Annotated in this window: 11 protein-coding genes; 3 read left to right on the forward strand and 8 right to left on the reverse strand. The window is 62.4% G+C overall.

Annotation, left to right across the window (positions count from 1 at the left end; all coding sequences use genetic code 11):
• Nucleotides 1-22: 22 nt before the first annotated feature.
• From CEW87_RS13265 to CEW87_RS13280, 4 genes are all read right to left on the reverse strand, one after another.
• Complete coding sequence (locus tag CEW87_RS13265; protein ID WP_108973669.1) at nucleotides 23-1,237, reverse strand: MFS transporter; 1,215 nt, start codon at nucleotides 1,235-1,237, stop codon at nucleotides 23-25.
• Nucleotides 1,238-1,388: 151 nt separating this feature from the next.
• On the reverse strand, nucleotides 1,389-2,141 hold the full coding sequence (locus tag CEW87_RS13270) for a UDP-2,3-diacylglucosamine diphosphatase (protein WP_108977205.1): 753 nt from the start codon (nucleotides 2,139-2,141) through the stop codon (nucleotides 1,389-1,391).
• Between the two features lie 46 nt (nucleotides 2,142-2,187).
• Nucleotides 2,188-2,682 carry a peptidylprolyl isomerase gene (locus CEW87_RS13275; protein WP_108973671.1) on the reverse strand — a complete coding sequence of 165 codons (495 nt, stop codon included), beginning with the start codon at nucleotides 2,680-2,682 and terminating at the stop codon, nucleotides 2,188-2,190.
• A 17-nt stretch (nucleotides 2,683-2,699) separates the two neighbouring features.
• Nucleotides 2,700-3,278, reverse strand: coding sequence for a peptidylprolyl isomerase (locus tag CEW87_RS13280; protein WP_108973673.1), 579 nt, complete (start codon nucleotides 3,276-3,278; stop codon nucleotides 2,700-2,702).
• Between the two features lie 313 nt (nucleotides 3,279-3,591).
• On the opposite strand from CEW87_RS13280, the gene cysS reads away from it, so the two are divergent.
• A complete protein-coding gene (cysS, locus tag CEW87_RS13285; protein WP_108973675.1) occupies nucleotides 3,592-4,974 on the forward strand; it encodes a cysteine--tRNA ligase in 1,383 nt (460 codons plus the stop codon).
• A gap of 63 nt (nucleotides 4,975-5,037) precedes the next feature.
• Here the strand turns inward: cysS and CEW87_RS13290 are convergent, their stop codons facing one another.
• From CEW87_RS13290 to grpE, 4 genes are all read right to left on the reverse strand, one after another.
• Entirely contained in the window at nucleotides 5,038-6,177 is a 1,140-nt protein-coding gene (locus CEW87_RS13290; protein WP_108973677.1) for an ABC transporter substrate-binding protein, read from the reverse strand.
• 142 nt (nucleotides 6,178-6,319) lie between these two features.
• On the reverse strand, nucleotides 6,320-7,444 hold the full coding sequence (gene dnaJ, locus CEW87_RS13295; protein ID WP_108973678.1) for a molecular chaperone DnaJ: 1,125 nt from the start codon (nucleotides 7,442-7,444) through the stop codon (nucleotides 6,320-6,322).
• 202 nt (nucleotides 7,445-7,646) lie between these two features.
• A complete protein-coding gene (dnaK, locus tag CEW87_RS13300) occupies nucleotides 7,647-9,575 on the reverse strand; it encodes a molecular chaperone DnaK (protein WP_199917017.1) in 1,929 nt (642 codons plus the stop codon).
• Between the two features lie 108 nt (nucleotides 9,576-9,683).
• Nucleotides 9,684-10,256, reverse strand: a complete 573-nt coding sequence (grpE, locus tag CEW87_RS13305; RefSeq protein ID WP_108973682.1) for a nucleotide exchange factor GrpE — start codon at nucleotides 10,254-10,256, stop codon at nucleotides 9,684-9,686.
• 195 nt (nucleotides 10,257-10,451) lie between these two features.
• Between grpE and gyrA the strand changes: the two genes are divergently transcribed.
• Nucleotides 10,452-13,124, forward strand: a complete 2,673-nt coding sequence (gene gyrA, locus CEW87_RS13310) for a DNA gyrase subunit A (RefSeq protein ID WP_108973684.1) — start codon at nucleotides 10,452-10,454, stop codon at nucleotides 13,122-13,124.
• Complete coding sequence (gene serC, locus CEW87_RS13315; RefSeq protein ID WP_108973686.1) at nucleotides 13,121-14,218, forward strand: 3-phosphoserine/phosphohydroxythreonine transaminase; 1,098 nt, start codon at nucleotides 13,121-13,123, stop codon at nucleotides 14,216-14,218. The genes gyrA and serC overlap by 4 nt, the downstream gene beginning before the upstream one ends.

The following is a 14,218-nucleotide window of genomic DNA, read 5'->3' on the forward strand; positions in this document are numbered from 1 at the left end:
CGGTCTGCAGACGGGATCGCGTTCAGGCGGCTGCGGTGGCGGGCTTGATCGGCGCTTCCTTGATCGGCAGGTTCACGAGCGCAGCGAAGGCGGCCAAGGCCATGTCGGCGTACCACATCCATGAGTAGTCGCCGAGCATGGTCAGGCTCAGGCCGCCCAGCCATGCCCCCAGAAAGCCGCCGATCTGGTGCGAGAGCAGGGTCATGCCGAACAGGGTCGCCAGGTAGCGCACGCCGAAGAGTTTGCCAACAATGGTGGCCGTTGGCGGTACGGTGGCCAGCCAGGTGAAGCCGAGCCCGGCTGCAAATGCATAAAAGGTCCACTCGGTCTTTGGCAGCAGCAGGTAAAGCGCGATCAGCAGCACGCGCGAGCCGTACATCCCCGCCAGAACATATTTGCTGCGATAACGCGATACACAGGATCCGGCATACAGGCTGCCGAAGATATTCGCCAGGCCGATGATCGCGAGCGACCAGCTTGCGACCGACGGCGGCAGGCCGCACAGGTCGACCTCTCCCGGCAGGTGCGTGACCAGGAAGGCGATATGGAAGCCGCAAGTGAAGAAGCCTGCATGGAGCAGGATGTAGCTGCGGTCCTTGAATGCATTGCGAATTGCACGCAAGGCACCGGTATCCTCTTCGTGGTGCTGGACGGGCGGCTGTTGCGTGCCGGTGAGCTTGTTGATCAAAGGCAGTGCAAGCAGTGTCATGGCGGCCATCGCCCACATTGCACCCATCCATCCCGTGAGCTGTATCAGTTTCTGCAGGACGGGCGCAAAGACGAACTGGCCGAAAGACCCTCCTGCATTGATCACGCCCGAGGCAGTGCCGCGGCTCTCCAGAGGAAGGCGCTGTGCGGCGGCGCCGATCAGCACCGAGAAGCTGGCCGCACCCGACCCCATTGCGAACAGCAGGCCAAGCGAAACGGTGAGGCCGAAGCTGGACTCGATGAAGGGGGTGACAGCACTCCCCAGCGACAATGCAAGCACGCCGGCGATGAGCACGGCTCGGGGGCCGTAGCGATCGGCGGCCGCACCGGCGATGGGCTGGATCGCACCCCAGGTGAATTGTCCGATGGCCAGCGCAAAGCTGATGGTGGCAATGCCGAGTCCTGTGGAAGTGTTCATCGGGCTGATGAACAGTCCCTGCGACTGGCGGATGCCCATTGTGATCGCAAGAATGCCTGCTGCGGCCAGGGTGACGGCAAAGGCATCGGGCCGTCTTAAGGTACGGAACATGGTGGGCCTGTCTAACGCAAGGTGAAATAGGTGAGAGGTGAGGCGTCAGAATAGCCTGACGGCTGCATGTCAAACAAATCGGTTTGGCGCAGGGCGGTTGTGCCCGGTGATGGCCGAGCCTCGCCTCGCCACGGTCGCTGCGCGCGCGCCCTTAGGCCTGAGTCTGGTCGGCGGTCTTGAATTGCCTGCCGTCAAACGACAGCCAGGTGGCATGGTCGTGCCAGTCGGACAGAACCCAGCGTACGCATTCATGGCCATCTACATGATGCAGGTGACGTGCAGGACGGTGAGTGTGGCCGTGAATCAGGGCAGGATGGCCGTACTGGCGCAGGATGGCTTCCACCGCCTCGGCATTGACGTCCATGATGGTCATTGCCTTGTCCTGCTTCGCGGCTTCGCTCTGCTTGCGCAGGCTTTCGATGAAGGCCTTGCGGGCGGCGAGCGGCTGGGACAGGAACCCGGTCTGCCAGGCGGGATCGCGGACCTGGCTGCGATAGGCCTGATAGGAAAGGTCGTCGGTGCACAAGGCATCGCCGTGGCTGAGCAGGATGTGCTGCGAGCCCAATGCAAGCAGGGACGGGTCGGGCAGCAGTTGCATGCCCGTGATACGGGCAAAGTCGTCGCCTGCCAGCAGGTCGCGGTTGCCCGTCATGTAGAAAAGCTGGACGCCGCTATCGGACAGCGCGCGCAGCGCGGCGCACATGTCACGATTGAAGGGGGCGTCGATATCGTCGTCGCCGGCCCAGTATTCGAACAGGTCGCCGAGGATGAACAGGCTGCCGGCCTCACGTGCCGGGCCTTCGATAAATCCGAGAAAGGCTGCGACCGTCTCCGGGTGGTCCTCGGAAAGATGCAGGTCGGAAATGAACAATGCCGGAAGCGCCGCATGAAGGGCTTCCGGCATTGCGGCGCCACGCCCGTCGCTGCCGGCGGACATGGCTGCGCCCGAATCAGACAACTTCGGCGCGCTCGATGATCACGTCTTCTTTCGGCACGTCCTGGTGGAAGCCGCTGGAGCCGGTCTTGACCGCACGGATCTTGTCGACAACATCCATGCCATCGCTGACCTGGCCGAACACGCAGTAACCCCAGCCCTGAAGGTCGGGCGAACGGTAGTTGAGGAAGTCGTTGTCGGAGAGGTTGATGAAGAACTGGGCAGACGCGGAGTGCGGTGCCTGGGTGCGGGCCATGGCAACGGTGCCGCGGTTGTTCTTGAGGCCGTTGTCGGCTTCGTTCTTGATCGTGTCGCGCGTGGCCTTCTGCTTCATGCCGGGCTCGAAACCACCACCCTGGATCATGAAGCCGTCGATGACGCGGTGGAACACGGTGTTGTCGTAGTGGCCGGCTTCGACGTACGCAAGGAAGTTCTCGACCGTGACGGGCGCCTTCTCTGCATCGAGTTCGAGGGTGATCACGCCGTGGTTGGTGTGCAGTTTGACTGCCATGCTGTTCTCCTGTGGGCTTATTTGCTGGGGGTCGTTGCAGCGTCGAGGACGCGTGCCGACTCGATGGTGACCGGTTCGAGCGGCACGTTCTGATGCATGCCGGCGTTGCCCGTTTTTACCTTGGCGATCTTCTCGACCACATCCATGCCGCGGACAACCTTGCCGAATACCGCATAGCCCCAGCCGTCGCGTGACGGATAGTCGAGAAAGGTGTTGGGCACGAGGTTGATGAAGAACTGTGCCGAGGCCGAATGCGGGTCAGCCGTGCGTGCCATGGCCAGTGTGCCGGGCAGGTTCTTGAGGCCGTTCTTCGCCTCGTTCTCGATCGGGGCACGAGTCGGCTTCTGCGTCATCTTTGCGTCGAAACCGCCGCCCTGGACCATGAAGCCATCGATGACGCGGTGGAACACGGTGTTGTCGTAGTGGCCGTCCTTGACGTACTGGACGAAGTTCGCGGACGACTTTGGTGCCTTCTCGGCATTGAGTTCGATCACGATGTCGCCGTGGTTCGTCTTGAGCTCAACCATGGGGTTGGCTGCGAAAGCCTGAATGCTGCAGCTGATGAAAGCGATCAGTGCAAGAGCCTGCTTCTTCATGCGGTCTCCGGGAGATGGGTAACGGCAGGGTTGCCGGATGAGGTGCGAGCAGTCCCTCTTGGCGCCAGGGCGCATGGAGGGTCGGCAAAAGTTCGCAATTATGCGCCGTGCTATACTTTTGGCGGGTAATCCGGGCTGCTAACCAGCCCCGGATTCTACCAACAAGCGGCAAGCACTCATAGTTTCCTGTGTCGCGACGCTGACAGCGGTAACACAACGGAGCGGGTCCGGTCGGAGCCCGCTTTTTTGCTGCCGCGACTGACGAATCACACTGTTTCGCGGCTGTCGCCGCGAGCGCTTTTCGGTTATCTGCATGCTCACCATCTACAACTCGCTCACCCGCAAGAAGGAACACTTTCAACCCATCGATGCCGGCAAGGTCCGCATGTATGTCTGCGGCATGACGGTGTACGACTACTGTCACCTCGGCCACGCGCGGGTGATGGTGGTGTTCGACATGGTGACGCGCTGGTTGCGCGCGAGCGGGCTTGATGTGACCTATGTGCGCAACATCACCGATATTGACGACAAGATCATCCGGCGGGCGCAGGAAAACGGCGAAAGCATCCGTGCGCTGACCGATCGCTTCATTGCGGCGATGCATGAGGATGCGGACGCCCTCGGTGTGTTGCGCCCTGACCACGAGCCGCGGGCAATGGATTACGTAGCCGGCATGCAGAGCCTGATCGGCCGCCTCGAGGCCAAGGGGCTGGCCTATGTCGCTGCCAACCGTGACGTGTGCTTTGCGGTGCGCAAGTTCGACGGTTACGGCAAGCTGTCGGGCAAGTCGATCGACGAGCTGCGGGCCGGCGAGCGTGTTGATGTGGTCGGCGACAAGAACGATCCGCTCGATTTCGTGCTGTGGAAGCATGCCAAGGCGGAAGAGCCGGAAGAGGCGAAGTGGGCCTCGCCGTGGGGAAGTGGTCGTCCGGGCTGGCATATCGAGTGCTCGGCGATGAGTGCCGATCTGCTCGGCGAGCATTTCGACATTCACGGTGGCGGGCAGGATCTGCAGTTTCCGCATCACGAGAACGAGATTGCGCAGTCGGAAGGTGCGCATGGTCACGCTTTCGTTAACTACTGGATGCACAACGGTTTTGTCCGGGTCGACGACGAAAAGATGTCGAAATCCCTGGGCAATTTCTTCACCATCCGTGAGGTGCTGAAGCAGTACGACCCCGAGGTCGTGCGCTTTTTCATCCTGCGTGCCCATTACCGCAGTCCGCTGAACTACTCGGACGCCCATCTCGACGATGCGCGTCAGGCGCTGACGCGGCTGTATACAGCGCTCAAGGCCGTGCCGGTCACGGACGCCGAGCCTGACTGGAGCACGCCATGGGCGCAGCGTTTTCAGGCTGCGATGGACGACGATTTCAACACCGCGGAAGCGCTTGCCGTGCTGTTCGAGCTTGCCAACGAGGTCAATCGTGGCGCAGCCCCTGAGCTTGCGCAGCAGCTGCGCGCGCTGGGCAAGGTGCTCGGTTTGCTCGAACGCGACGCAACAGCCTTCCTGCAGGGCGGGGTGCAGACGGAGGGCGGGCTGGACGTCGCCGAGATCGAGCGCATGATCGAAGCCCGGGTCAGCGCGAAGAAGGGGCGCGATTTCGCCGAAGCCGACCGCCTTCGTGCGGCCTTGCTCGAAGCCGGGATCGTGCTGGAGGACAGTGCTCAGGGCACGACCTGGCGTCGCGCCTGATCCTGAAGCAGAAAAGGGGCTGCACCCTGACGGGTGCAGCCCCTTTTTTGTCCGTTGCAGTGCTCAGTGCCCGAAGCTGCCCTTGCCGATCACCGTGAGATCCACGAAGTTCAAGCCGCTCCTGCTGCGAGACGAGAAGGCCAGGCGCAGACCGCCGGCATCCCAGTCGCCGAGGCTCTCCAGTGCGCTGACCAGACGTTCGCGGCTGAGCTCACGCCCGGCACGGCGCAGGCCCTCGCTGAAGCTGCGTGCGGCAAGATAGCCCTCAAGGGCGGTGTATGAGTAGCTTTGCCCGGCCTTGTCGGCAGCCTGCCGGTATTCGCGCACCATCGGGTAGTCGATGCGAAAAGGCGAGGGCATGACCTGGGCGATCACCATGCCGCGGGCTTTCTCTCCGAGCTCCCGAATCAACTGGCGGCTGCTGATCACCGACAGGCCGTAAAGCATCGGTCGATAGTCGGTCTCCAGCAGCGCCCGCATGAAGGCCGGGGAGCTGTTGCCCGCGGTCACCAGAATGACCGCAGCGGTGTTGCCCGCGACGACCTTGCTGACGGCTTCGGCTGCGTTGCTGCCGTCAGATGCGATTGGCGCAACAATCGGCGCGGGCAGGCCACGACGGGTGAGGGCTGCAGTTGCGGCGTCAAGCCCGGCCTGTCCGAAGGGGTCGGCATGGTGCACCACTGCGATCGATTTCACTCCGATATTGGCGAGATGGTCGACCATCTTTTCGATTTCCTGCGAATACGAGGCGCGCAGGTGAAAGACGAGCGGGTTGCCTGGGGTGCGGACCGCATCGGCTCCTGTATAGGGGGCGAAAAAGGGCACCTTGGCAGCGGTGGCAACCGGAATGGCCTTCAGGCTGGGGCCGGTGCCAAAGCAGGCGAACAGTGCCAGTACCTGATCCTTTTCGATCAGCTTGCGTACGTTTGCCGCTGCGCGATCGGGATTGTAGGCATCGTCTTCGGTGATGAGCTCGATCCTGCGACCATTCACGCCACCGCGGGCATTGAGCTGGTCGAAGTGAAGCATCGCACCGGAGAGGTATTCCTTGTTGAGCTCGGCAAGCGGCCCGGTGAGGGCCCCGGAGTGTCCAAGCGTGATGCTGTCGTTGTCGACGCCCTGCTGGGCGTGTGCAGCAGCGACCGGAAGCAGTGGCGCAAGGGCCACGAGCACCGCGGCCAGTAGCGGACGTATTACTTTCATAGTGTCTCCATCAAGGTCTCTTCGCGGACCCGTTCATCATATCCCGCAGCGTCCGGTTTGTGGACGAAAAACGCCGACGCAGGCGCGACGCCTTGATGGGCTGTCGCGCGTGCGTCGGCGGTGGTCTTGCCGCAGTCGTCGGTCAGGTGCCGAAGAACTCGCGTACCTTGTCCATCCAGCCTTTGGCTTTCGGATTATGTCGGTCGACGTTGCCGCTGGAGATGGATTCGAACTCCTCCAGCAGTTCGCGCTGGCGCTCGGTGAGCTTGACCGGCGTTTCGACCAGCACATGGCACATCAGGTCGCCATGGGTGTGCGAGCGCACGTTCTTGATCCCCTTGCCACGCAGACGGAAGACCTTGCCGCTCTGGGTCTCGGCCGGAATCTTCAGGCGTGCCATGCCTTCCAGGGTCGGAATCTCGATCTCGCCACCCAGTGCAGCGGTGGTGATGCTGATCGGCATCTCGCAGTGCAGGTCGTCGTGGTCGCGCTCGAACACAGAGTGCTTGCGAATGTGGATTTCGACGTAGAGGTCGCCGGCAGGACCGCCATTGACGCCCGGCTCGCCGTGACCGCCGTGACGAAGGCGCATGCCCTCGTCGATGCCCGCCGGAATCTTCACTTCGAGCGTCTTCTGCTTCTTCACCCGGCCTGCGCCACCGCAATCGCGGCAGGGGTCGGGGATGATGCGGCCGCTGCCATGACACTTCGGGCAGGTCTGCTGGATCGAGAAGAAGCCCTGCTGGATACGTACCTGGCCCGCGCCGCCACAGGTGGGGCAGGTCTTGGGCTGGGTGCCCGGCTTGGCGCCGCTGCCGTGGCAGGAACCGCATTCTTCAACGGTCGGAATGCGGATCGTCTTTTCTGCGCCGCGCGCGGCTTCCTCGAGCGAGATCTCGAGGTTGTAGCGCAGGTCGGCGCCGCGATAGACGTTGGAGCGGCCGCCGCGCCCGCCTGCGCCGCCGAAGATGTCACCGAAGATGTCGGAGAAGGCATCGCCAAAGCCTTCAAAGCCCTGGCCGCCGCCACCGCCCATCGACTGATCGACGCCCGCATGACCGTAGCGGTCATAGGCGGCTTTCTTCTGCGGTTCGGAGAGGATCTCGTAGGCCTCCTTGGCCTCCTTGAACTTTTCCTCTGCGTCCTTGCTGTCCGGATTGCGGTCCGGGTGGTGTTTCATGGCCAGCTTGCGGTAGGCCTTCTTGATCTCATCGTCGCTGGCGTCACGGTTGACGCCGAGCACTTCGTAGTAATCCCGTTTGGACATGATGTTTCGCTCAGGCTTTTTGGGGGCTCGGCAAGGCAGCGTGGCTGTGTGCACCGGCGTTGTGGGGCCGGGGCCTGCCATGCACGTCGTGCTTGCTCATTGCTGCGGTCCGAGAAGTCCCTATTTCGTGCAAAGGCCGAGCCAGCCGGAGCAGGTGCTCCGGCGGGGGCTCGGCCGTTAAGTCTGCCGTCGGGCGAGACGCTTACTTCTTGTCCTTCACTTCGGTGAATTCGGCATCGACCACGTCGGCGTCGTCGGCCTTGTTGCTGCCGCCTGCCGAGCCCGCAGGCTGCTCGCCCGCCTCAGCGCCACCCTGCTGACCGTACATGGCTTCGCCGAGCTTCTGGCTGGCCATGGCAAGGGCCTGGGTCTTGGCTTCGATGCTGTCCTTGTCACCGCTCTGGATGGCTTCTTCGGCTTCCTTGATCGCAGCTTCGATCTTGGCCTTGTCCTCTTCGCCGACCTTGTCGCCGTGCTCGCCCAGTGCCTTCTTGGTCGTGTGGATCAGGGTGTCGCACTGGTTGCGTGCGTCGACCATCTCGCGGGCCTTCTTGTCTTCGTCGGCGTGCGAGGCAGCGTCCTGGACCATGCGCTCGACTTCAGCGTCGGACAGACCGGAGTTGGCCTGGATCTTGATCTTGTTTTCCTTGCCGGTTGCCTTGTCCTTGGCCGATACGTGCAGGATGCCGTTGGCGTCGATGTCGAAGGTGACCTCGATCTGCGGCATGCCGCGCGGTGCCGGCGGAATCTCGGACAGGTTGAACTGGCCCAGGCTCTTGTTGCCGGCAGCCATTTCGCGCTCGCCCTGCAGCACGTGAATGGTCACGGCGCTCTGGTTGTCATCGGCGGTGGAGAATACCTGGCTCGCCTTGGTCGGGATCGTGGTGTTCTTCTGGATGAGCTTGGTCATCACGCCACCCATGGTCTCGATACCGAGCGACAGCGGGGTCACGTCGAGCAGCAACACGTCCTTGACTTCGCCTTGCAGCACGCCGCCCTGGATGGAGGCGCCAACTGCAACGGCCTCGTCCGGGTTGACGTCCTTGCGCGGCTCCTTGCCGAAGAATTCCTTAACCTTTTCCTGCACCTTGGGCATGCGGGTCTGACCGCCCACCAGGATGACGTCGTCGATGTCGGAAACCTTGAGGCCGGCGTCCTTGATCGCAACGCGGCAGGGCTCGATCGAGCGCGTGATGAGCTCTTCGACCAGCGATTCGAACTTGGCGCGGGTGATCTTGACTGCAAGGTGCTTCGGGCCGGAGGCGTCTGCCGTGATGTAGGGCAGGTTCACTTCGGTCTGGCTGCCCGAGGACAGTTCGATCTTGGCCTTCTCGGCAGCTTCCTTCAGGCGCTGAAGAGCGAGCACGTCGTTCTTGAGATCGACGCCCTGTTCCTTTTTGAACTCGGTGACGATGTAGTCGATGATGCGCTGGTCGAAGTCTTCGCCGCCAAGGAAGGTGTCGCCGTTGGTGGCCAGCACTTCGAACTGGTGCTCGCCGTCGATGTCGGCGATCTCGATGATCGAGATGTCGAAGGTGCCGCCGCCGAGGTCATACACGGCGATCTTGGAGTCGCCCGGCTTCTTGTCCATGCCGAAGGCGAGGGCAGCTGCGGTCGGCTCGTTGATGATGCGCTTCACTTCCAGACCGGCGATCTTGCCTGCGTCCTTGGTGGCCTGACGCTGGCTGTCGTTGAAGTAGGCGGGCACGGTGATGACCGCTTCGGTGACTTCTTCGCCGAGGTAGTCTTCGGCGGTCTTCTTCATCTTGCGCAGCACTTCGGCAGAAACCTGCGGCGGGGCAATCTTCTTGCCGCGCACTTCAACCCAGGCGTCGCCGTTGTCGGCCTTTGCGATCGTGTAGGGCATCATGGCGATGTCCTTCTGCACTTCCTTCTCTTCGAAGCGGCGGCCGATCAGGCGCTTGATGGCGAACAGGGTGTTCTTGGCGTTGGTAACGGCCTGGCGCTTGGCCGGCGCACCGCACAGAATCTCGCCGTCTTCCGCGTAGGCGACGACGGACGGAGTGGTGCGGCCGCCTTCGGAGTTTTCGATGACCTTGGGCTTGCCGCCTTCCATGACGGAGACGCAGCTGTTGGTCGTGCCGAGGTCGATGCCGATGATCTTGCCCATGATTGTGTCCTTTAGTTCCTGAATTTGTATGAGAGCCGTGCTTGCCGGCTCAGCCTTGATTCGAATATGGGGCGGGGTGGCCGTGTTTCAAGCCACCGGCGCGCCGAATTACGCTGATTCTGCCTTCGAGACCATCACCATGGCGGGACGGATCACGCGGTCGTTCAGCAGGTAACCCTTCTGCAGTACGTTGATCACCGTGTTCGGCTCGGCGTCCGACTCGAGTGCGCCGATGGCCTGATGCTTGTTGGGGTCGAACTTCTGGCCGGCCGGGTCTTCTTCGGTGAGGCTGGCGCCCTCGAATGCAGAGACCAGCTGCTTGAGCGTCAGCTCGACGCCTTCGCGCAGCTTTTCCAGGGTCTGGTTCTCGGTGCCGAGTGCGGCTTCGAGGCTGTCCTTGACCGGCAGCATCGCAGTGGCGAACTTCTCGGCTGCAAACTTGGAGGCCTTGGCGATGTCGTCCTGCGCGCGGCGGCGAACGTTCTCGGTTTCAGCCTTGGCGCGCAGCCAGGCGTCGTGGTGCTCGGAGGCCTTGAGTTCGGCTTCACGCAGGCTCTGTTCGAGGCTGGGCATCACGTCCGGTGCTGCATGCTCGCCGGTCGGGTTTTCCGTCGTGGCGTCCGCGGCGGCCGCCTGTTCGAGTTCCGCTGCATTTTCCGGCGTAGGCTTCTGTTCCTGCATGGATGATCGCTCCCTGTGTTCATCAATCGCCCAACAGCTTGGGGCGTGTGCAGGGATTTCAAGTGCAGGGCAAAGATTTTTTTGCGCGCGAGATGACGTGCTGCTGCAATCGTCTTCTGTCGTCAAGGTAGTGAAGCCCTTGCGCATGCTAAAATTGCACGCTTTTGGTTCAAGCGGGTTTTACCGCCTCAGAGCATGACACAGTTCGCCAAGGAAACACTCCCGATCAGCCTCGAGGAGGAGATGCGCCACTCCTACCTCGATTACGCCATGAGCGTGATCGTGGGGCGCGCGTTGCCCGATGCGCGCGACGGTCTCAAGCCGGTACACAGGCGCGTGCTGTTTGCAATGCACGAGCTCTCCAATGACTGGAACCGTGCATACAAGAAGTCCGCCCGTATCGTCGGTGACGTGATCGGTAAATACCATCCACACGGCGATACCGCGGTGTACGACACCATCGTGCGTATGGCGCAGGACTTTTCGCTGCGCTACATGCTGGTCGACGGCCAGGGCAACTTCGGTTCGGTCGACGGCGACAACGCCGCGGCGATGCGATACACCGAAATCCGCATGGCGCGGATCGGTCACGAACTGCTGGCCGACATCGACAAGGAAACCGTCGATTTCGGGCCGAACTACGACGGCTCGGAGAAAGAGCCGCTGGTCATGCCGGCGCGGATCCCCAACCTGCTGATCAACGGATCGAGCGGTATTGCGGTCGGCATGGCAACCAACATCCCGCCGCACAACCTCGGCGAGATCATCGATGCCTGCCTGAAGCTGCTCGAAGAGCCCGAAACCGATATCGATGCGCTGATCGAGATCGTCAAGGCGCCTGACTTCCCGACCGCTGCGCTGATTTACGGTCTTTCCGGCGTTCATGAAGGCTATCGCACTGGCCGCGGCCGCGTGGTCATGCGTGCGCGCACCCACTTCGAGCCGATCGGCAAGAGCGATCGTCAGGCGATCATCGTCGACGAGCTGCCCTATCAGGTGAACAAGCGCACCCTGCAGGAGCGCATGGCCGAGCTGGTCAACGAGAAGAAGATCGAGGGCATCAGCGAGATCCGCGACGAGTCCGACAAGTCGGGCATGCGCCTGGTGGTCGAGCTCAAGCGCGGCGAGATGCCCGAGGTAGTGCTGAACAAGCTGTTCAAGCACACTCAGCTGCAGGACAGCTTCGGCATGAACATGGTGGCGCTGGTCGACGGTCGTCCGCGCCTGCTCAACCTCAAGCAGATGCTGGTGTGCTTCCTTGAGCACCGGCGCGAGGTCATCACCCGCCGCACCATTTTCGAGCTGCGCAAGGCGCGCGATCGTGGTCACATCCTCGAAGGTCTGGCGGTTGCGCTGTCCAACGTTGACGAGATCATCGCCTTGATCAAGGCGGCACCGTCCCCGGCCGATGCCAAGCGCGGCCTGATGGATCGCACCTGGCGCTCGCCGCTGGTCGAAGAGATGCTGTCGCGCGCGCTGGCCGACAGCTACCGGCCCGACGGGCTCGATCCGCAGTTCGGTCTGTCGGCTCAGGGCTATCGCCTGTCCGAAGCGCAGGCCCAGGCCATCCTTGAGCTGCGCCTGCAGCGCCTGACCGGCCTCGAGCAGGACAAGATCGTCAATGAGTACCGCGAAGTGATGGACATCATCACCGACCTGCTCGACATCCTGGCCCGCCCGGAACGTATCACCGAAATCATCGTTGCCGAGCTCACCGGCATTCGTAACCAGTTCGGCGACCCGCGTCGCTCAGAGCTGGTGATGAATACGTCAGAGATCAACATCGAAGACCTGATCACGCCTGAAGACATGGTGGTGACGCTGTCGCACACCGGCTACTTCAAGCGTCAGCCGCTGGCCGATTATCGCGCCCAGCGTCGTGGTGGCCGCGGCAAACAGGCGACCTCGATGAAGGACGAGGACTTCATCGATCACCTGTTCGTGGCCAATACCCACGACACCGTGCTGTGCTTCTCCAGCCGTGGCCGTGCCTACTGGCTGAAGGTCTATGAAGTGCCCGAGGGCACGCGCAACTCACGTGGCAAGCCGATCGTAAACCTCTTCCCGCTGATGGAAGGGGAGAAGATCAATGCCGTGTTGCCGGTGCAGGCCTTCGACGACGACCACTTCGTGTTCATGGCGACCTCTGCCGGAACAGTCAAGAAGACCGCGCTGACCGCCTTCGCCAACCCGCGCAAGGCCGGCATCATTGCGGTGCACCTGGACGATGGCGATCACCTGATCGGCGTCGAGATCACCGATGGCGCCTGCGATGTGATGCTGTTCTCCGACGCCGGCAAGGCAGTGCGCTTTGCCGAGGGCGACGTGCGCCCGATGGGTCGCGAAGCGCGCGGTGTGCGCGGCATGACGCTGGAAGATGGTCAGCGCGTGATCGCAATGCTGGTGGCCAAGGACGAATCGCAGTCGGTTCTGACCGCAACCGAAAACGGTTACGGCAAGCGCACGCCGGTCGCCGAGTACACCCGCCATGGCCGCGGCACCAAGGGCATGATCGCGATCCAGACTTCCGATCGCAACGGCAAGCTGGTGGGCGCTGTGCTGGTCGAGCCGACCGGCGAGGTCATGCTCATCTCCACAGGTGCAGTGCTGATTCGCACCAAGGTTCAGGATATCCGTGAGCTTGGCCGCGCAACCCAGGGCGTGACCCTGATCAACCTGGACGAAGGTACCTACCTCGCCGGTATTGAGAAGGTTGCCGAGTCGGATGAGGATGAGCTTGTTGGCAGTCTCGACGAGGCGCCGGAAGGCGGTGATGAGGGCAATGTTGAAGCGGGCGAGGGCCCGGTCGCAGACGCTGGCGGAGATGCGCCGGCCGAAGGCGAAGGTGAAGAAGGAAGCGAAGCATGAGTCGGGTGTGGAATTTCAGCGCCGGTCCGGCAGCACTGCCTGAGCCGGTATTGCGCCAGGCCGCCGAGGAGATGCTCGACTGGCATGGCGCCGGCATGGGCGTGATGGAGATGAGCCACCGCGGCAAGGAGTTCATGTCCATCGCCGAGGCGGCCGAAGCCGATCTGCGCGAACTGCTCGCGGTGCCGTCGAATTACCGCATCCTGTTCATGCAGGGCGGTGCGATTGCCGAAAACGCGATCATTCCGATGAACCTGCTTGGTGACAAGCGGGTGGCGGACTATGTCGTTACCGGTTCGTGGTCGCAGAAGTCGCAGAAGGAAGCGCGGCGCTACTGCGAGGTCAATATCGCAGCGAGCGCCGAGGCGAACGGCTTCAGGTCGGTGCCGCCGATGGCAGAGTGGAAGCTGTCGGCCGACCCTGCCTATGTGTTTACCTGCACCAACGAGACCATCGGTGGCGTGGAGTATCCGTTTGAGCCGGATCTGGCCACGATCGGACGCGGCGAGGTACCGGTGGTGGCCGACGTGTCATCGCACATTCTGTCGCGCAAGGTCGATATCTCCAGATACGGCCTGCTGTTTGGCGGTGCGCAGAAGAACATCGGCCCCGCCGGCCTGACCATCGTGATCGTGCGCGACGACGTGCTCGGGCGCTCGATTGCACACTGTCCGACGGCCTTCGACTACAAGACGGTTGCCGACAACGGCTCGATGTACAACACGCCGCCAACCTACGGCATCTACATCGCTGGGCTGGTTTTCCAGTGGCTCAAGCGCCAGGGCGGGGTCGCCGCAATCGAGGCGCAGAACATCGCCAAGGCCGAACTGCTCTACGGCTATCTTGATGCCAGCGACTTCTACGAGAACCGTATCGACCCTGCGTGCCGCTCGCGGATGAACGTACCGTTCTTCCTCAAGGACGAAGCGCTGAATGAAGCCTTCCTGGCCGAATCGAAGGCTGCAGGTCTGCTTCAGCTGAAGGGACACAAGTCGGTCGGGGGCATGCGGGCCTCGATCTACAACGCGATGCCGCTTGCCGGAGTGCAGGCGCTGGTGGATTTCATGCGCGACTTTGCCGCGCGCAGGGCCTGA

The organism is Parazoarcus communis, from assembly GCF_003111665.1.
Classification (GTDB): domain Bacteria; phylum Pseudomonadota; class Gammaproteobacteria; order Burkholderiales; family Rhodocyclaceae; genus Parazoarcus; species Parazoarcus communis_B.